This is a genomic window from Flavobacterium lindanitolerans, from assembly GCF_002846575.1.
GTDB lineage: Bacteria > Bacteroidota > Bacteroidia > Flavobacteriales > Flavobacteriaceae > Flavobacterium > Flavobacterium lindanitolerans.
Map to the genome: position 1 here is coordinate 1816481 of NZ_PJND01000007.1, position 18724 is coordinate 1835204.

16 protein-coding genes and 1 riboswitch are annotated in these 18724 nt (G+C 37.6%); of the genes, 7 read left to right on the forward strand and 9 right to left on the reverse strand.

What is annotated here, in order from left to right:
* Positions 1-25 precede the first annotated feature (25 nt).
* From yidC to mnmA, 3 genes are all read left to right on the forward strand, one after another.
* The gene (gene yidC / locus B0G92_RS08010; RefSeq protein WP_101471721.1) at positions 26-1969 is read left to right on the forward strand and encodes a membrane protein insertase YidC; all 1944 of its coding nucleotides are present in this window, start codon (positions 26-28) and stop codon (positions 1967-1969) included.
* Positions 1970-2113: 144 nt separating this feature from the next.
* Positions 2114-2863 (forward strand): toxin-antitoxin system YwqK family antitoxin, encoded by a 750-nt coding sequence (locus B0G92_RS08015; protein WP_101471722.1) that lies wholly within the window; start codon positions 2114-2116, stop codon positions 2861-2863.
* A gap of 108 nt (positions 2864-2971) precedes the next feature.
* Entirely contained in the window at positions 2972-4159 is a 1188-nt protein-coding gene (gene mnmA / locus B0G92_RS08020) for a tRNA 2-thiouridine(34) synthase MnmA (RefSeq protein WP_101471723.1), read from the forward strand.
* Between the two features lie 512 nt (positions 4160-4671).
* Here the strand turns inward: mnmA and B0G92_RS08025 are convergent.
* Together B0G92_RS08025 and B0G92_RS08030 are read right to left on the reverse strand one after the other, a co-directional pair.
* Positions 4672-5865 (reverse strand): homoserine dehydrogenase, encoded by a 1194-nt coding sequence (locus B0G92_RS08025; RefSeq protein ID WP_101471724.1) that lies wholly within the window; start codon positions 5863-5865, stop codon positions 4672-4674.
* Positions 5866-5876: 11 nt separating this feature from the next.
* Entirely contained in the window at positions 5877-7055 is a 1179-nt protein-coding gene (locus B0G92_RS08030; protein WP_101471725.1) for a trans-sulfuration enzyme family protein, read from the reverse strand.
* A 144-nt stretch (positions 7056-7199) separates the two neighbouring features.
* A riboswitch (SAM riboswitch) is annotated at positions 7200-7308 on the reverse strand.
* Between the two features lie 194 nt (positions 7309-7502).
* On the opposite strand from B0G92_RS08030, the gene B0G92_RS08035 reads away from it, so the two are divergent.
* From B0G92_RS08035 to B0G92_RS08045, 3 genes are read left to right on the forward strand one after another with little or no spacing between them, the layout of a single operon-like run.
* Entirely contained in the window at positions 7503-7853 is a 351-nt protein-coding gene (locus tag B0G92_RS08035; protein WP_056070406.1) for a bleomycin resistance protein, read from the forward strand.
* Positions 7854-7856: 3 nt separating this feature from the next.
* A complete protein-coding gene (locus B0G92_RS08040) occupies positions 7857-9470 on the forward strand; it encodes a S8 family serine peptidase (RefSeq protein WP_101471726.1) in 1614 nt (537 codons plus the stop codon).
* Between the two features lie 43 nt (positions 9471-9513).
* The gene (locus B0G92_RS08045) at positions 9514-10452 is read left to right on the forward strand and encodes an NAD(P)H-dependent flavin oxidoreductase (protein WP_101471727.1); all 939 of its coding nucleotides are present in this window, start codon (positions 9514-9516) and stop codon (positions 10450-10452) included.
* Positions 10453-10659: 207 nt separating this feature from the next.
* On the opposite strand, the gene B0G92_RS08050 is transcribed toward B0G92_RS08045, so the two are convergent.
* The 7 genes from B0G92_RS08050 to B0G92_RS08080 all read right to left on the reverse strand — a co-directional run bounded on the left by B0G92_RS08050 (position 10660) and on the right by B0G92_RS08080 (position 17252).
* The gene (locus B0G92_RS08050) at positions 10660-11292 is read right to left on the reverse strand and encodes a carbonic anhydrase (RefSeq protein ID WP_056070414.1); all 633 of its coding nucleotides are present in this window, start codon (positions 11290-11292) and stop codon (positions 10660-10662) included.
* 173 nt (positions 11293-11465) lie between these two features.
* Entirely contained in the window at positions 11466-12011 is a 546-nt protein-coding gene (locus B0G92_RS08055) for a YbhB/YbcL family Raf kinase inhibitor-like protein (RefSeq protein WP_101471728.1), read from the reverse strand.
* Positions 12012-12098: 87 nt separating this feature from the next.
* Positions 12099-12935, reverse strand: coding sequence for a helix-turn-helix domain-containing protein (locus tag B0G92_RS08060; RefSeq protein ID WP_056070420.1), 837 nt, complete (start codon positions 12933-12935; stop codon positions 12099-12101).
* Positions 12936-13350: 415 nt separating this feature from the next.
* Positions 13351-13782 carry an NAD(+)--rifampin ADP-ribosyltransferase gene (gene arr, locus B0G92_RS08065; protein ID WP_101471729.1) on the reverse strand — a complete coding sequence of 144 codons (432 nt, stop codon included), beginning with the start codon at positions 13780-13782 and terminating at the stop codon, positions 13351-13353.
* A 135-nt stretch (positions 13783-13917) separates the two neighbouring features.
* Positions 13918-15333, reverse strand: coding sequence for an alkaline phosphatase (locus B0G92_RS08070; RefSeq protein ID WP_101471730.1), 1416 nt, complete (start codon positions 15331-15333; stop codon positions 13918-13920).
* A 145-nt stretch (positions 15334-15478) separates the two neighbouring features.
* Positions 15479-16714, reverse strand: coding sequence for a diaminopimelate decarboxylase (lysA, locus tag B0G92_RS08075; RefSeq protein ID WP_056070430.1), 1236 nt, complete (start codon positions 16712-16714; stop codon positions 15479-15481).
* 124 nt (positions 16715-16838) lie between these two features.
* Complete coding sequence (locus B0G92_RS08080; protein ID WP_143395005.1) at positions 16839-17252, reverse strand: hypothetical protein; 414 nt, start codon at positions 17250-17252, stop codon at positions 16839-16841.
* A gap of 242 nt (positions 17253-17494) precedes the next feature.
* Here B0G92_RS08080 and sucC point away from each other — a divergent pair, with 242 nt between their 5' ends.
* Entirely contained in the window at positions 17495-18688 is a 1194-nt protein-coding gene (gene sucC / locus B0G92_RS08085) for an ADP-forming succinate--CoA ligase subunit beta (protein WP_056070435.1), read from the forward strand.
* The last annotated feature ends 36 nt before the right edge of the window (positions 18689-18724 follow it).

Here is an 18724-nt window from a genome sequence, read left to right on the forward strand (position 1 = left end):
AATTAAATTAATTATTTAGAATACAATGGAAGAAAAAAAGTTTGACCGTAATTCAATTATTGGCTTCTTGTTGATTTTTATGCTTTTGTTGGGCGTAATGTATATCAATAAGCCTTCACAAAAAGAAATTGATGCGAAAGCCAAAATTGAGGCAGAAAAACAAAAAGCAGCAGCAAAAACATCTGAAAAAGAAGCCGCATTAACCGCAGTTGATACTACGGCAAAAGATTCGCTTCAATTGGAAAAATTGAAAAGCTCTTTAGGCAGTTTTGCTTATGCTGCAACACTTCCGTCAGCAAAACAGGAAATCCAGACTTTAGAAAATGATTTGGTAAAACTTACTTTTTCTAACAAAGGAGGTTATATTGTTGGTGCAGAAATGAAAAATTTCGAAGCCGTTAGCAAAGGTTCCGGTGAACTGGTAAAAATAATTAAAGACAATAATGCCAAATTAAATATCGAGCTTAAAACACAAGGCAATCTTGTTTTAAATACAAAAGACCTTTATTTTGAGCCGGCTCTTACCAAAGAAGGTGAAAACCAGGTGTTGACCATGCGTTTAAAAGCAGGTCCGGAGCAATATCTGGAATACCGTTATGTATTGAAGCCAAAAGAATACATGCTTGACTTCTCTATCAGAACACAAGGTTTGAGCAAAGTACTGCTGACTTCCAATCCGCTTCCTTTGGAATGGACCATGAAGACCTACAGAAGCGAAAAGAGTATTTCGTATGAAAACCGTTATACAGAATTGGTGTACGAATATGAAAATGGAAAAGACGACTATTTAGGACAATCTTCCAGCAACACCGAAGCTAAAGACGTAACCTATATTGCATTCAAGCAACATTTCTTTACCTCAATTCTTTTGACAGATACACCATTTAAGGTAGCAGAGTTGAAATCAGATAATCTGGTAAAAGATATTGAGAAGGACACCATCTTCACAAAATCGTTTAAAGCTACTGTTCCTTTGGCTTTCAAAGGTGGAGAAGTGAATTACAATATGAACTGGTACTACGGACCAGCCGATTATAAAATCTTAAACAAATACGACAAAAATCTTGACGAAGTGATTTCTTTAGGATGGGGAATCTTTGGTTGGATTAACCGTTGGATTTTCATTCCGGTTTATGATTTCCTGAGCCTTTTCTTATCACACGGAATCGCAATTATCGTATTTACTATTCTGGTACGTTTGGTAATGTCACCGGTAACCTATAAGTCATACCTGTCACAGGCAAAAATGAAAGTACTTCGTCCGGAAATTATGGAATTGAACGAGAAGTTCAAAAAAGATCCGATGAAGAAACAACAGGAGACCATGAAACTGTACAACAAGGCAGGCGTCAATCCTATGGCGGGATGTCTCCCGGCTTTAATGCAGATTCCTGTATTCTATGCCTTATTCCAGTTTTTCCCTTCGGCTATTGAACTGAGACAGAAAAGCTTCCTTTGGGCTGAAGATTTGTCTTCTTTCGATGCTATTTTCTCTTGGAAGCAGCACATTCCGGTAATCTCAGGTTTTTACGGAAACCACATCAGTTTGTTCCCGATTTTGGCAGCAATTGCTATCTTCTTCTACATGAAGATGACAACAGGTGACCAGACAATGAGTGCACCACCACAGGAAGGTATGCCGGATATGAGCAAAATCATGAAAATGATGATTTATCTGTCGCCATTGATGATGATGATTTTCTTTAACAACAATGCTTCCGGATTGAGTTTGTACTATTTTGTCTCCAACACTATTACAATTGGAATCATGCTGGTAATTAAGAATTACATCATTAATGATGAAAAAATCCATGCAAGAATTCAGGAGAATAAAACCAAAGAAAAGCCTAAAAGCAAATTCCAGCAAAAAATGCAGGAAATGATGGAGCAGGCGCAGGAACAGCAAAAGCAAAAAAACAAAGCTCTGGAGGATAAGAAAAAATCACTCGACGAGAGAAAAAAGAAATAAAAAATAAAAAGCACTCAATTAGGGTGCTTTTTTAAATTCTGACACAGTCTGTGACACAAATGTTTCGGCAGGCTTTTTGAAGTGAAGACCACGGCAATAAAAACTGATATTTTTAGTTAACAAGAATAATAAAACCACTATTGTATGAAATTACCTGTCATAACATTTATTCTATTTTTATCAATATTCCAGGCTGCATTTGCACAGGAAACTAATAAGTTCGACGAAAAAGGCTTGCGCCACGGACTTTGGAAAGGAACTTATGCAGAATCCCAAAGACCTCGCTATGAAGGAATTTTCGAACACGGAAAAGAAACCGGTGTTTTTAAGTTCTTTGACGATACTAAAGAACTAAAAGTTATAGCTACCAGAGATTTTACGGCAAAAGACGGAAGTGCTTATACTACATTCTTTGACCAAAAAGGGAATAAAGTAAGTGAAGGAAAAGAAGTAAACAAACTTTATGAAGGCGAATGGAAATACTATCATTTGGAGTCAAAAGAAATAATGACAGTTGAAAACTACTCCAAAGGAAAATTAAATGGCATTAGAAAAGTTTTTTACAAAAGTGGAAAAATAGCCGAAGAAGCTAACTATAAGGATGGAATCAAAAACGGACCTTATAAAAAGTATAGTGAAAGAGGAGTCGTTTTAGAGGATGCCATCTACAAAAACGGAGAATTTGACGGAGCTGTTACTTATAATGATGATGCGGGAAAAACTATAAAAGGACAATTTAAAAATGGTAAAAAATCCGGTATCTGGAAATATTACGAAAACGGAAAATTGGTCAAGGAAGAAAACCCGAATAAACCGGTTAAGGAAAAATTCAAAATCAATAGTAAAAACAAAGGAGCCCGAAAATTGCCGCAAAATGCTCCTGCAAACAGATAAATTTCTCAAATGTGTTTATAAATTAAACAAATGCAGAGCATATAAAAACTATTCTATTTTGGCGTACTTTTGCAGCGTCAAATATTTTTGAATTAAATAATAAAGAAAATGAAACGTGTCGTAGTAGGTCTTTCCGGAGGTGTTGATTCCAGTGTCGCTGCTTATTTGCTTAAGGAGCAGGGCTATGAAGTCATTGGCCTTTTCATGAAAAACTGGCATGACGATTCTGTAACTATTTCTAACGAATGTCCTTGGCTGGAAGATAGCAATGATGCACTTCTGGTAGCTGAGAAATTAGGCATTCCTTTTCAAACAATTGATTTAAGCGAGCAATATCAGGAGAAAATCGTGGACTATATGTTCCGCGAATATGAAAAAGGAAGGACACCCAATCCGGATGTGTTATGCAACCGTGAAATTAAGTTTGATGTCTTTATGAAAATTGCCCTGAGCCTTGGAGCCGATTATGTGGCAACCGGACACTATTGCAGAAAAGGAGAAATTGAAGTGGATGGTAAGCCGGTATATCAATTACTCGCCGGGGTTGATGGTAATAAAGACCAATCCTATTTTCTTTGTCAGCTTTCACAGGAACAATTGGCCAAATCTTTATTTCCTATTGGAGAATTGACCAAACCTGAGGTTAGGGAAATTGCAGCCAAAATGGAACTGGTTACAGCAGAAAAGAAAGATTCGCAAGGATTATGTTTTATCGGGAAAGTACGCCTGCCGGAATTCCTTCAGCAAAAATTACAGCCAAAAGACGGATTGATTTTTGAAATTGGAGCCGATCAGGAAATCTATAAAAAAGAAAAAACGGGGTTTAATTCATTACAGGAAGAACTTGCTCATGAAGCGGCATCCATTCCTTATGCCCCGGAAATGGGTAAAGTAGTTGGAAAACACCAGGGAGCCCATTATTTTACAAAAGGGCAACGTAAAGGACTGAATGTAGGCGGAACTGTAGAGCCTCTTTTCATTATTGAAACCGATGTGGAAAATAACATCATCTACACCGGACAAGGAAATCACCATCCGGGTCTTTATAAAAAGGCACTTTTTGTAGAGCGTTCTGAAGTGCATTGGATACGGGAAGATTTGGCATTGAAAGACGGCGAAACAATGGAAGTAATGGCGAGAATCCGTTACAGACAGCCATTGCAAAAAGCCACATTGTATCAGTTTGAAAACGGACTGTATGTTGCTTTCGAAGAAGCCCAGTCAGCCATTACAGAAGGACAATTTGTTTCCTGGCATTTAGGAGAGGAATTGATTGGTTCTGGGGTAATAGCCTAAGTTTCTGAGGTACTAAGCTCCTAAGGTGCTAAGTCTCGTGCTTTTGTATGCAAAAGAGAAATCATTGAAAACAGGCTTTTTGGAATTGCTTCCATTTCGTTCAGATTTCCCAAATCCGCGTAATTATTTTAATCCGTGTTCATCCGCGTTCTAAAATACGAAGTTGATTTAATGAGGTGTTGGTTCTGAGGTACTAAGCTCCTAAGGTGCTAAGTCTCGTGCTTTTGTATGCAAAAGAGAAATCATTGAAAACAGGCTTTTTGGAATTGCTTCCATTTGGTTCAGATTTCCCAAAATCCGCGTAATTATTTTAATCGGTGTTCATCCGCGTTCTAAAATACGAAGTTGATTAATGAGGTGTTAAGGTTCTGAGGGACAAAGTTGCTAAGTTTTTTAGCGTAAACTTTTCGATTATTATAAAAAGTTATAATCTATCATAAAATAAAAACCCGACAATCACTTGTCGGGTTTTTTTGAACAAAATATATAACGAACAAAAACTAAACAGCTAATTAAGCAATATCCAACAGCACAAAAGACTTGTCGATACTCTCATCAAAATGGATATTTCTTAGTTTTTCCAAAGAAATAGTACCTGTAATATAACCGGATTCATGATTCAGATAGGATTCGTCTATAGCAGAAAAATGTTTCTTTAAAGTAACCGCATCTTCTATCTGGTGCCTTAGGAAAACTTTCAGATTAACGTCGTCAGACAGGCTGTAATCTTCCTGTTGCGCAATTTTTTTATATTCGTACTGGTAATCATAACTCAAGGCAGAAATGTCACTCAATACGGCCGAAGCCGTTGGATGTGCTCCGGCACCTTTGCCCACAAAAAACTGTTCGTCTGCAAAACTGGTTTTAGTAATCACACCATTAAAAACATCATCAACATTAAACAGACGGTCTGCAGAATCCACAAATTTCGGAATAACGAAAGCAGTAATGTTTCCGTCCGTATTTTTAAAAGCCTGCGCAACTAATTTGATTTTTAATCCTTTTTCACGGGCATATTTCAATTCCAAGCCGCCAATATTATCAATCCCGATATTCAGGAGATTTTCAGGTCTGGCAATATATCCGAAAGAATGAGCCAAAAGAATCAACAGTTTGTATTTGGCATCAAAACCGCCGGTATCTAAAATAGGGTTGCTTTCTGCAAATCCTTTTTCCTGGGCTTCTTTTAAAGCTTCCTCATACGATAAGTTCTCTTTAAAAGTCTTGGTAAGTATATAGTTGGTTGAACCATTCACAATACCCTGTATAGATTCCAAAAGGTCATTATCATAGTATTCTTCTAAATTCCGGATAATAGGCATACTGGCACAACAGGCAGCTTCATAAAGTAAGGGAACCTTGTGTTTTCGCTGCAATTCCAACAATTCTTCAAAATGCTCTGCAATCATTTTTTTGTTGGCAGAAACTACTGCTTTTCCACTTTTTAAAGCAGTTGTAACGATTTCATAAGCCGCATCTGCATCGTCAATAAGTTCGACGATAACATTGATTTTCGGGTCATTGAAAATATCATTTTTATCGAAAGTGAAGTTTTCGGCTGCAATTTCGCGTGGTTTGTTTTTATCCTTGACACAGATTTTTCTGATGTCTGCTTTTAACCCCGGTGTTTTCTGCAAAACTTCATACAATCCGAAACCCACACATCCGAATCCAAATAATCCTATATTTAATTTTTTTCTTGACATTGTTCGTACAATTAATTTTTATGGAATTCAACAGTAGCATTTTCCTTCACAGCATTTTCCAATGCCTGTTTTATGTCGGCAATTAAATCATCAGCATCTTCCAAACCCACAGAAAGTCGGATTAGGCTGTCGGTCACGCCAGACTGGTATCTTTTTTCAGCAGGAATTGATTTATGAGTCATTTCACATGGAAGGCAACACAGGCTTTTCACACCACCTAAACTTTCAGCCAATTGGAATAATTTCGTTCCTGATACAATTCTTGAAGCCAGTTCCTTATCGTCAATAACCAAATCAAAAGTCACAACACCTCCAAAATATTTCTGCTGACTTTTGGCAATTTCATGATTGCGGTGGGTTTTCAAGCCCGGATAATAAACATTACGGACCAGTTTTTCAGTAGTCAGGAATTCGGCAATTTTTTGTGCATTTTCAGCATGCTGCCTGATTCTTAAATTAAGGGTTTCAATACCGCGAATAACCAGCCAGCTGTCAAACGGACCTAAAATAGCACCGGAAGCATTTTGGATGAATTTAATTTTAGCACCTAATTCTTCCGTAGCAGTAATGACCAGACCGGCTATCAGGTCACTGTGCCCTGAAATATATTTTGTAGCACTGTGAACAATTAAGTCGGCACCAAAATCAATTGGTTTTTGGGCGATAGGAGAGGCAAAGGTATTGTCTACGCAGAACAGGATGTTGTTTTCTTTTGCAATTTTCCCAATAGCACGCAAATCTGAAATCTTTAATGTTGGATTGGTCGGAGATTCAATCCATATCAGGGCTGTCTTGTCACTGATGGCCTCAGCAACGTTCTTTGCATCGGTTGCATCAACATACGTTACCTGTATCCCGAATTTTTCATACACATGGGTAAACAGGCGAAAAGCACCTCCGTAAATATCATCTACGGCTATGATTTCGTCTCCGGCCGATAGTAATTTCACTACTGCATCTATCGCAGCTAATCCGCTGGAAAAAGCATAACCGTTGGTTCCGTTCTCCAGTTTGGCTACCAGGTCTTCAAGAACTTTTCGTGTAGGATTATTGCTTCTGGCATAGTCGAAACCTTTGTGAACGCCTGGAGCATCCTGAACAAAAGTAGAAGTCTGGTAAATTGGCACCGAAATGGAACCTGTTAGTTTATCAACCGGAATGTAGTTTAAAATTTGAGTTTGCTCTTTCATCTTGATTCGTTTTTAAGATTTAATATTTTTTCGCTTTTAAAAAAATATTCGAAACCAGATATCGGAAAGGGCATAAAATAAAAATGCTCCTCCGATAAGTCAGAAGAGCAAATAATATCTCGAGTTATTATGTACTATTTTCTAAGCTTATCTTTCCCTGCCAAAGCAAGGGTTGAATGTGGCACCTTATCCTCAAAAGGACAGGTTGCCAAGACGTCATAGGGTCAATTCCCTCGGTCTTTCTGGATAAGAATAATCTTTTAAAGAACTTGGTTGCAAATTTAGAGTATAAATTTTTTAAAAACCTAATAAAAAATAAAATATTTTATATTTAATTGATTTTCAAGGCGTTGAATTAGATGTAAAAGGCTTTAAATAGTCAGCTTTAAAGTGTTTTATAAAATTTCATTTTCGTAAATTTGACATTCATATCTAAAAAATATTGGTTTGAATTCAAAAATAACCCAAATTATTCCCCAGCTACCTTCTTTAGACTTTGAAAAATCCAAACAATTTTATCAGGAAATTTTAGGCGGTAAATTAGTTGGTGAATATGAAGACCTTTTAATTTTTTTATGGGATGATAATGAAATACACCTTTGGAAATGCAATGAAAAAATAGTTCCGGAAAATTCAAGCTGCTACATTCGGGTAAATGATATTGAAGCTGTTTTTGAACGGTATAAAAAAATTCTTGGAGATAAGATAGCACTTAAAAACCAGCCTTGGGGAATGCGGGAATTTTATATTATTGACGATAGCGGCAATTTGTTTAAGTTTGGACAGCCAATTCAATAACTTATGAAAAAAATTACTTTTTTAATAGTCTTGTTGTCAGGTTTCTGGGCTGTGGCTCAGGAAGATGCCTGGGTTTATTTTACAGATAAGCCTGATGCCGCTCACTACATGGCAAACCCGCTGGAGATGCTTTCGCAGCGAGCACTTGACAGAAGAACAAGACAGAATATTGCATTAGACGAAAAGGATGTCCCTATTTCCGTATCGTATATTAATCAGGTGACGGCTTCGGCAGGAATTACAGTCAAGGCCAAATCAAAATGGATGAATGCATTGCATATCAGAGGTACGGTAGAAGCCATTCAAAACCTCGAAAATCTTACTTTTGTCGACCATATCCAGTTTGCCAATCCAACTTTGAATACTGCGGGCCGTGCCATGCATCAGTCGCAATTGGCAAATGGGAATAAAAATTTAGAAACTCAGGTAAGTTTCGGATATGGAACATCGGCCAACCAGATTCAGATGCTAAAAGGCAATCAGTTACACCAGCAGGATTTTACCGGAAACGGAAAAATAATCGCTGTTATGGATGCCGGTTTTCCCAATGTAAATACTGCCCAACCTTTCCAACGACTTATTACCAATAATAAAATTTTAGGTGGTTACGATTTTGTAAACAGAAATACGAATTTTTATACAGGTGGAACACACGGTACCTTAGTACTTGCGACTATGGGCGGTTATGTTGAAAATCAATTAGTTGGAACCGGGCCGGATGCTTCGTATTATCTTTTTATAACAGAGGATATTTCGGATGAAAATCCGGTTGAGGAATCGTATTGGGTTGAAGCTGCTGAAATGGCAGACAGCCTTGGTGTTGATATCATTAATACTTCGCTGGGATATTTCATATATAACAACCCGGGTTATAGTTATGAATATGCTGACATGAATGGCACAACAGCCTTTATTTCACGTGGTGCAGATATTGCTTTTTCAAAGGGAATGATTTGTGTTGTTTCGGCAGGCAATTCAGGAGCAGGGGCTAATCCTAATATTTCGGCTCCGGCGGATGCGGTTAATGCGCTGGCTGTAGGTGCTGTAGCGCCGGATAGTAGTTATGCCGGTTTCAGTTCTATCGGGCCTTCATTTGATGGCAGGGTTAAACCCGATATAATGGCACAAGGACAGCAGGCTGTGGTTTCTGATACATTTGGAAATATTGTTACTGCTAACGGAACCTCTTTTTCGTCGCCTATAATTTCAGGTATGGTAGCTTGTTTATGGCAGGCTTTTCCAGATAAAACAAATGCGGAAATTATACAGCTAATCAAACAGTCGGCCCATTTATATAATACGCCCAACAATCAATTTGGTTATGGAATTCCTGATTTTAGCAGGGCATTAGCTAATGCTTTAGACACTCCTGTTTTTTCTGAAAACTCATTTTTAGTATATCCAAACCCGGCTAATTCTGTTGTCAATCTGGTTATTCCGGAATCTTATGAAGAAGTCCGGATTTTTATTTACAACCAGTTAGGACAAGAAATAATGAATAGTAAAATTAAAAGAGAAAACCCGGTTTTTTCTGTAGAAAACCTGCAATCGGGTATCTATTGGTATAAAATCAAAGCGGGCAATAATTATAAAACAGGAAAATTGGCTGTTAAATAGTATCTTTAAAAACAAAACAAATAATAAACCATAACTAAATTAAATGAATAAGATTACACAGCTTTTCAATATTCAGTATCCAATAGTTCAGGGAGGCATGATATGGAACAGCGGTTATAAGTTAGCAAGTGCGGTTAGTAATGCCGGAGGCTTGGGATTAATAGGAGCAGGGTCAATGTATCCGGATGTCCTTCGGGAACACATCCAGAAATGTAAAAAGGCGACAGATAAGCCTTTTGGTGTCAACGTTCCAATGTTGTATCCCAATATTGAAGAAATCATGAATATTATTGTAGAAGAAGGCGTAAAAATCGTTTTTACTTCTGCAGGAAATCCTAAAACATGGACTGCTTTTTTAAAAGAAAAAGGAATCACAGTCGTTCATGTTGTCAGCAGTTCAAAATTTGCCCTGAAAGCGCAGGAAGCAGGTGTTGATGCTGTTGTTGCTGAAGGTTTTGAGGCTGGCGGACATAATGGAAGGGAAGAAACGACTACATTAACTCTCATTCCGATGGTTCGCGAAAAAATACAAATTCCATTGATAGCGGCCGGAGGAATTGCAACCGGAAGAGGAATGCTGGCGGCGATGGTTTTGGGTGCCGATGGCGTTCAGGTGGGAAGCCGTTTTGCCGCATCAATCGAAAGTTCGTCACATGCTGATTTTAAACAGACAATTGTTGATTTGGAAGAAGGCGGAACCCAGGTAACTTTGAAAGAACTGGCACCGGTACGACTAATCAAAAATAAATTCTATCAGGATATTCAGGAGCTTTACGCCAAATGTCCGACTACAGATGATTTGAAAGTTTTGTTGGGAAGAGCCCGCGCTAAAAGAGGAATGTTTGAAGGCGATTTAGTGGAAGGCGAACTTGAAATTGGCCAAATTTCAGGACTGATTCACGATATAAAACCCGTAAAAGAAATTGTCCAGAATATGGTTTCAGAATTTGAAAAAGCAAAACAGGAAGCTGTTTCTTTATAAAAGAATCCCTTTGCAGAGCAAAGGGATTCTTTTTTAATTGATTATCTGAACTTTACACCAAAAAATAAACCAAGGTTTATGTTTTCTTTCTTTGCGGCTCTGCGTCTTTGCGAGCAACTATTTCACGCAAAGGCGCAGAGCCACAAAGTTAATAGTAGAATCGTTAAACGTTACCTTTTTGGTATAACTTCCCGATAGTCATTGTTTTTAATCATGACCAAGATTATAGATCTCCATGATGTTTTTCATGATGCGGTCAATATCCAGTTTCAGGTCAATCAGTTTTCCGGAGTGAATGTCAAAAACCCAACCGTGAATCTGAAGCCCTCTTTCGTTGTATGCTTTTTGCACTTCGGCAGTTTTAACCAAATTAACACACTGCTCCTGTACATTTAATTCGACCAGCCTGTTGTATTTTGCAGTTTCATCTTCAATAGCATTCAGTTCATTTTTATGCAGTCTGTATACATCGCGTATATTTCGCAGCCAAGGATTGAGTACACCCAAATCTTCAGCCTGCATGGCTGCTTTTACTCCTCCGCAGAAATAATGCCCGCAAACCACAACATGGTTGACATGCAAGTAATTTACGGCATAATTCAATACAGACATTACGTTGAGGTCAATACTGATTACCATATTGGCGATATTTCTATGTACAAAAACTTCTCCGGGAGAAACACCCATCAAATCTTCTGCAGTAACACGACTGTCAGAACATCCAATGTAGAGAATATCCGGATTTTGTCCCTTTGATAAGTTTATGAAATAGTCCGGATCTTTTTGCAATTTTTCAGCAATCCATTTTTCATTATTTCGGAATACTTTTTCTAGTTCCATAGTATACGATATAGTTGGAAGATTTTTATAGGATAAAGATAATCAATTAACATAAACCCGAAAAAAAAAGTCACGTTTCAAAAAACATTCCTGAATATAAATTGGCTGGATAACCTGAATAAAACGGTGCTGTCCCGATTGTTGTGACAGCACCTTTATATCACAATCAGATTTTATCTTTTATAATAAGCCACTATACTTGCTTTGGCTAATGTCTGGTTCCAAAGGTTAAAACCGACTACTGCCGGATTTGTATTTTCGTCCAGTCCTAATTTATCGGTTTTTAAGGCATATACAGTTATAATGTATTGGTGAAATCCGTGTCCTTTTGGTGGACAGGGACCTCCGAATCCTTTGATGCCGTAGTCTGTAATACTTTGGATAGCTCCTTTTGGGGCCAAGTTCAATTGTACGCCCGCATTGGTCACAAGTTCTTTTGTACTTGCAGGAATGTCAAATACAACCCAATGCCAGAATCCGCTTCCCGTCGGCGCATCGGGATCATACATGGTAATGGCAAAACTTTTTGTTCCCTCGGGTGCGTTTTTCCATGATAATTGAGGTGATTGGTTGTCTCCGGAACAGCCAAAACCACCAAACTCTTGTATTTTTGTAGCTTCTCCTCCAAGATCTTTACTGGATAAGGTAAATGTTTTTTGTGCAAAAAGTGTTACTGAGAACAGCAGGGAAACTACCAGAATAAAGTTTAATTTTTTCATTTTATTACGATTTTAAAATTTTAACAAAGTTAGTTTTCGCAATAAAGGAGGAGCTTAGAGAGATGTTCAAAAACTGTTGCCGGAAGTTCAACTTTTATGATGCTGCCCCGGCGTGGTTCCATATTTTATTTTATAGGCCTGAATAAAACTGGATAAGTTCTCGTAGCCCACTTCAAAATAGATTTCGGTTGCACTTTTGTGTTCTTTGCTAATCAGGTGATGGGCATATTCAAGCCTTTTATTCTGAAACCATTTTACGGGCGATTGTGCGTACTGTTTTTCAAATTCGCGTTTGAAAGTAGAAATACTCATATTACATAAAAAGGCCAGTTCTTTTAAGGTTAGTTTGTTGAGTTGGTTACTTTCTATGGTGCGGATAAATTTTCGGGTACTATCATTATTATTTGAAATAAGGGAATTCAGAAAATGGGTGCCGTGTAATTCTGTGAGATATAGCATTATTTCCTGAAATTTAACCTCCAGCAGATTGTTCCTTATTTTACCTGAAAGTTTTAAGATGACAGTAAGACTTTGTATAAAGTTCCTGATAAATTCATCGTATTCAAAAGCATGTACGGAGCTGTTTTTCTGGAAATCTGTATTGGTGAATTCTATACTTTCTATAAATTTTGAAAGAGCAGTGTCCGAAAAGAAAAACAGCAGACTTCTGTAATTATTCCTGTCAGATAATTGTTCGGTCATGAGGCAGTGCCCGGATTTCATCAAAACAAATTTCGAGTTGTTTATCGATAAAGAGGAATTGTCGAATATAACGTCTTTATAACCTTCCAACAGAAAACTGAAAGTGTTTTGGTTGAGTATGATTTGTTGTTTGGAAATTTTCCGGGATGAGGAATAATCAAAAATCTGGACGGGTAGAGAGGTGTCTATAAGTAATGCATCAGGAATTGTAATACTATTCATGGCTTTCTGGCTTTTATGCTATTTGTGGATGTTCTATTTTTTCAGTCAAGATTAGATTTTGAGATATTTGTTAATTGAAAGTCTACCGTTAGACCTTACAGATTTGCCCTAATGCAAAACGTGTTTAGTTATCATTTTTTTGCTGGCTCGTAAATTACCCTTCTCGTTCTTCAAAATAAAAAATTTCTTAAATGTCATACCAATTTTTTCAAGAACTTTTATTGAACCGAAAGTGTCTTTCAGGGCTTACCCAACTATTTTTTCTATTCCAGAAATATAAAAGCCAAAATCAAGACGCTTTTTTGCTGTTTCTGCAGCAATTCCTTATATTTCAATGTTTTATGTAGAATCTGAATCCGATGTCATATTCATTTTTGTCTTAGTCCACACCAGCCCATAAATTTTAAAGTTGTTATTAGTCATTTAATGAATTGACACCTTGTGCTTTTAATTTTTCGAGATGGTCTTTCATTGTCTTAACCTGGTCTGCCGGGTGTCCTTGCCAAATGGTTACTTCTCCAACCACCTTGAAAGGTTGAGTTGAACGATATGATTTTGTTGGATTTCCCGGGAATTTTTTATCAGTCAAATCCGGGTCATCTTCTATTTCACCAGTAGGCTCTACCAAATAAATTCTTTCCTGCCCTTCACCAAAAGCTAGTTCGGCACCCCAGATTGCAGCATCCAATGTTGCGGATAAAAAAATGTATTTTGCATTTTTCTGTTGTCCGTAGTTTGAAGTATAGCCTACTTTAATCAGGTCGCCAATTTTTAAGTCTGCCTTTGTTCCATGAAAATAGGTTTGTTCAAATGGTGTGGGTCTTTGTTGGTTTTTCTTTTGCTCCATTGTCAAGTTTATGGTTTTATTATCCTGTTTTCTTTCTGATTAATTTAGAGACAATATAAATGAAGATAAGAAAAAATCCTGTCCGATTATCAAGACAGGATTTTTATAAAAAGTAAATTCTAAATTCATGAGGGTTTAAAACTTATTCTCAACCTCTGCCGCCTGAAGCATTAAATAATGCAGGTCTGTGTTTTTGACAAAAGGCTTTAGAAGCTCGCTTCCAGGACCAAACATAGCCAATTCAACATAATCAGCGGAGTGGTCCATACTAATCCAGCCCACAGAATTTGTTTTTTGCTGCATTTCAGAATAAGCCTTGTAAGGCAGTTTTTTATAATTGTAGAGTCCTTCTTCTTTGTGCAATCCGTCATAATAGCTAAGTATTGTTTTGGCTTCTTCGTCAGAAGGAGTATGCCCGTTTGCTTTTTCAATAACTTCTTTTACCTGCGAAATCGAAAAATTCGGGCTTATCTGGTTCAGTATCCATTCGTTAGTTTGTGTGTACTTTTGAATGCTGTCAAAATTATCATTGGCATTCTTTCCGTAGATAACTCCCGGATTGGCATTTCCGTGGTCGGTTGTAATGATAACCAGGGTTTCTTTGTCTTTTTCGGCAAAGTCTATAGCAACCTTTACGGCTTCGTCAAAAGCAATCTGGTCGTTTATCAAAGCTGCAATATCATTGGCATGGGCAGCCCAATCCACTTTTCCTCCCTCAATCTGAAGTACGAATCCGTTTTTGTGACCTTTCATACGGTCAATTGCCTTTTGGGCCATTTCGGCTAGGGTAGGAACTGTTTTCTTTAAATCGTCATTGCTATTTCGGTCTACAGAATAAGGAAGCGCATCATCAGAAAAAACGCCTAATACCGGTTTGTCATTTGAGGTATTGAACATTTCCGAACGTGTTTTGGCAATCTGATAACCTTTTGCCTCGAATGCGGCAAACATGTCTTTTTTATCTTTTCTCGTTTGTGGTGAAAAATAATTTTTACCACCGCCCATCATAATATCAAATCCTAACTCAAGATAAATTTCCGCTATATCATCCTGGCTGTTTCTGCTCTTGCTGTTGACGCAAAATCCGGCAGGAGTGGCATGGGTGATTGGAACTGTGGTGACGCATCCGGCCATTTTTCCGCTTTTTTTGAATTTTTGCCAGATAGGTAAGTGTGGTTTCCCGTCAGGGCCAACATTCAACGATCCATTGTTTACGCGAAAACCGCCGCCCCAGGAGGAACTGGCTGCTGCAGAATCCGTAACAATTGAACTGGCAGAAGCCGTGTCCATTAAAGCTCTTGAAACCCGATTGTCTTTATATAATTGAATCCAATTGGAACCTTTTCCATATTTTCGGTTTAGGAATAAGTCGGCCATATTAAGTGTTCCGGTACTCATTCCATCGCTAACCAGTAAAATAATATTTTTGGCTTTTTTATTTTTATTAATCGTTTCAAAATCCAAAACATTGGCGTTGCCCTGAAAGGGATTCAAAACTGCAGTTCCGATTGTAAAAAGTGAACCGTTTTTGAAAAATTTCCTTCTATCCATGTGGTAAAATCTTTGTGAAGCCCAAAGATAATGAACAATCATTTTACAGCGATTAACTATTTGTTATTTTATCTGTGAAACTTTTGTAAAAAAAAAGCCCCAAGCAAAAGCTATGGGACCTCTCCTCAAAATATACTTAACCTAACTAATTTTTAGAAACCAGTTCGTAGCTTTTGTCAAACTCCATGACAACCTGATTTCTTATTAAATCTTCAAAATTTTCTCTTTCTCTGATTAGATGCCCTTTCCCTTCATACCATAAGACTTCGGCAGGTTTAAACCTTGAATTATAATTGGATGACATCGAAAAGCAATAGGCGCCCGCATTCCTGAAACACAGTACATCACCTTCTTTGATTTCGGCAATTCTTCGATTGTTGGCAAAGGTGTCTGTTTCGCATATATAACCAACGACAGAATAAAAGCGTTCTTTACCTTTCGGGTTGGAAATGTTTTCGATATGGTGCTGCGAACCGTAAAACATAGGTCTTATCAAATGGTTAAACCCGCTATCGATTCCGGCAAAAACAGTAGAAGTTGTTTGTTTTACCACATTTACTTTTGCGAGGAAGAAACCGGCTTCGCTAACCAGAAATTTACCGGGTTCGAATGCAAGGGTCAAATCACGGCCATATTCCTTACAGAAGGCATTAAAGCGCTTGCTTAATTTTTTGCCCAGCTCTTCAATATTGGTTTCGATATCGTCTTTTTTGTAGGGTACCTTGAAACCGCTGCCGAAATCAAGAAATTCCAGATTGCCGAAATGTTTTGCCGTATCAAAAAGTATTTCGGCTGCATACAGAAATACCTCAATATCCAGAATATCGGAACCGGTGTGCATGTGAATTCCATTGATGTTCATACCCGTGTTTTCGACAATTCGTAACAGGTGAGGCATTTGATGTACCGAAATTCCAAACTTGCTGTCAATATGTCCTACAGAAATATTGGCATTTCCACCAGCCATGACATGCGGATTGATTCTGATGCATACAGGGATTGATGGATATTTTGCTCCAAAATGTTCCAGCACCGATAAGTTGTCGATATTAATCTGAACGCCAAGGTGGGCCGCTTCTTCAATTTCTTCAAAGGAAACACCATTAGGAGTGTAGATGATTTTGTCCGGCGAAAACCCGGCATGCAATCCCAACTGCACTTCCTGAATGGAAACGGTGTCCAGACCTGACCCCATTTCTTTTAGAAGTTTTAGGATTGATATGTTTGATAATGCTTTTACAGCATAATTTATACGCAGGCTTCCAACCTTTGAAAATGCATCCGTCAGTCGTGTATATTGAGACTGGATTTTTGCAGCATCATATACATACAGCGGACTTCCGAATTCTTCTGATAATTGCAGTAAATCTTTCGTTTGCATAACATTAATTCTTTATATGCAAAACTATAATCTAATTCTTTATGAGGCAAAATAATAACTAATATTAACAAAAAACAACAAATTGTTTTATTTTAAACTTTTAATGATTTGAAATAAATGTTTTTTAACGAATAAATTTAAGAATTAATCCATCTGCTTCACCCTGGTTAATCTGTAATGAGGCGGCGGTTGTAGAATAGCAACCATAATTTACTCCTTCAAGGAATATATTTTTGTTACACGTTCCCGGAGATACATCATGGCTTTCGATAAAATAACCGTAATTGCCTGACTCAAAAACGTCCTGTTTGGAATCGTCTGTATTGTTGTTTACGACTGTGAAAGTATGGTTGGATATATTAAAGTTCCATTGTATGGTTCCCGGCTCAAACTGATGCCTGATTCCGGCAATGGTACCATTGACTTCTATCAATTTCCATGTTCCTTGTAATGAAGTATCATTCGTATTGTCGTCATCATTATTGCAACCAGATAACAGTATCATTGCAAACAGGCTTAAGAGTTGAAGTGTTTTCATGATTATTTGTTTTGATAAGTGATTTTTTTGTTTTTGATGTATAATAAAGATGTTAAAAAAATAAAAAAGTTGCTTCTGATTTGTGTTTTTAATTAAAAATATGGAATAGCGGAAGTTCGTTAATAGACAAAAAAGTTATATCAAAATAGGCATACAGGTATCAAATAAAAGAAATAATTCTTTCGCTGATTAGATGAAAATTGTATTTTTGTGGCACTTTTAAAAAGTCAAAAAACTTCAATATGGATATACACGAATACCAAGGAAAAGAAATATTAGCCAGCTACGGCGTGAAAGTTCAACGTGGTTATGTTGCCAATAATCCTCAGGAAGCTGTTGCGGTTGCAAAGCAGTTAACAGCTGAAACAGGAACGGGATGGCACGTGATTAAAGCTCAGGTTCACGCAGGTGGAAGAGGAAAAGGTGGAGGTGTGAAATTGGCTAAAAATTTACAGCAGGTAGAAGAGTTGGCAGAACAAATCATAGGAATGCAATTGATTACTCCTCAAACTTCTGCTGAGGGAAAAAAAGTACACAAGGTTTTGGTTGCTGAGGATGTTTACTATCCTGGTGAAAGCGAAACTTCAGAATTCTATATGTCAGTTTTATTGAATAGAGGTAAAGGCCGTAACATGATTATGTATTCTACTGAAGGTGGAATGGACATTGAAGAAGTTGCTGAAAAAACACCTCATTTGATTTTTACTGAAGAAATCGATCCTACTGTAGGATTGCAGGCTTTCCAGGCAAGAAGAATTGCATTTAATCTTGGGCTTTCCGGAAATGCTTTTAAAGAAATGGTTCAGTTTGTAGATTCTCTATACAAAGCTTATGTTGGTTCAGACGCTTCTATGTTTGAAATCAACCCGGTTTTAAAAACATCTGACAACAAAATTATTGCTGTTGATGCAAAAGTTAATTTAGATGACAATGCATTGTACAGACACCCGGCTTTGGCAGAAATGCGCGATATCCGTGAAGAAAATCCTATCGAGGTTGAAGCAAAAGCGGCTGGTCTTAATTATGTTGACCTTGACGGAACTGTAGGCTGTATGGTTAACGGTGCCGGTCTTGCTATGGCAACAATGGACTTGATTAAATACGCAGGTTTTGAGCCGGCTAACTTCCTTGATGTAGGAGGAACTGCTGATGCTAAACGTGTGGAATTGGCTTTCAGAATTATCCTTAAAGATCCAAACGTAAAAGCTATCCTGATTAACATTTTTGGAGGAATCGTTCGTTGTGACCGTGTTGCTCAAGGTGTTATTGATGCCTACAAAAACATGGGAGACAGCATTAATGTGCCAATCATTGTTCGTTTGCAGGGAACTAACGCAGAACTTGCTAAAGAAATGATTGACAACTCTGGAATGCCGATTTTATCTGCAGTACAATTCCAGGAAGCAGCAGACCAGGTAAAGGCTGCACTTAGCTAATAATCTATTTTTATCCAATAAAAAAATCCTAATCGA

Coding starts and splice junctions, on each gene's coding strand:
- B0G92_RS08015 (WP_101471722.1), top strand. CDS start 2,114: ATGAAATTACCTGTCATAACATTTATTCTATTTTTATCAATATTCCAG.
- B0G92_RS08050 (WP_056070414.1), bottom strand. CDS start 11,292: ATGGAACTAGAAAAAGTATTCCGAAATAATGAAAAATGGATTGCTGAA.
- sucC (WP_056070435.1), top strand. CDS start 17,495: ATGGATATACACGAATACCAAGGAAAAGAAATATTAGCCAGCTACGGC.
- B0G92_RS08070 (WP_101471730.1), bottom strand. CDS start 15,333: ATGGATAGAAGGAAATTTTTCAAAAACGGTTCACTTTTTACAATCGGA.
- B0G92_RS08025 (WP_101471724.1), bottom strand. CDS start 5,865: ATGTCAAGAAAAAAATTAAATATAGGATTATTTGGATTCGGATGTGTG.
- B0G92_RS08060 (WP_056070420.1), bottom strand. CDS start 12,935: ATGAATAGTATTACAATTCCTGATGCATTACTTATAGACACCTCTCTA.
- yidC (WP_101471721.1), top strand. CDS start 26: ATGGAAGAAAAAAAGTTTGACCGTAATTCAATTATTGGCTTCTTGTTG.
- B0G92_RS08040 (WP_101471726.1), top strand. CDS start 7,857: ATGAAAAAAATTACTTTTTTAATAGTCTTGTTGTCAGGTTTCTGGGCT.
- B0G92_RS08045 (WP_101471727.1), top strand. CDS start 9,514: ATGAATAAGATTACACAGCTTTTCAATATTCAGTATCCAATAGTTCAG.
- B0G92_RS08055 (WP_101471728.1), bottom strand. CDS start 12,011: ATGAAAAAATTAAACTTTATTCTGGTAGTTTCCCTGCTGTTCTCAGTA.
- B0G92_RS08080 (WP_143395005.1), bottom strand. CDS start 17,252: ATGAAAACACTTCAACTCTTAAGCCTGTTTGCAATGATACTGTTATCT.
- arr (WP_101471729.1), bottom strand. CDS start 13,782: ATGGAGCAAAAGAAAAACCAACAAAGACCCACACCATTTGAACAAACC.
- mnmA (WP_101471723.1), top strand. CDS start 2,972: ATGAAACGTGTCGTAGTAGGTCTTTCCGGAGGTGTTGATTCCAGTGTC.
- B0G92_RS08030 (WP_101471725.1), bottom strand. CDS start 7,055: ATGAAAGAGCAAACTCAAATTTTAAACTACATTCCGGTTGATAAACTA.
- lysA (WP_056070430.1), bottom strand. CDS start 16,714: ATGCAAACGAAAGATTTACTGCAATTATCAGAAGAATTCGGAAGTCCG.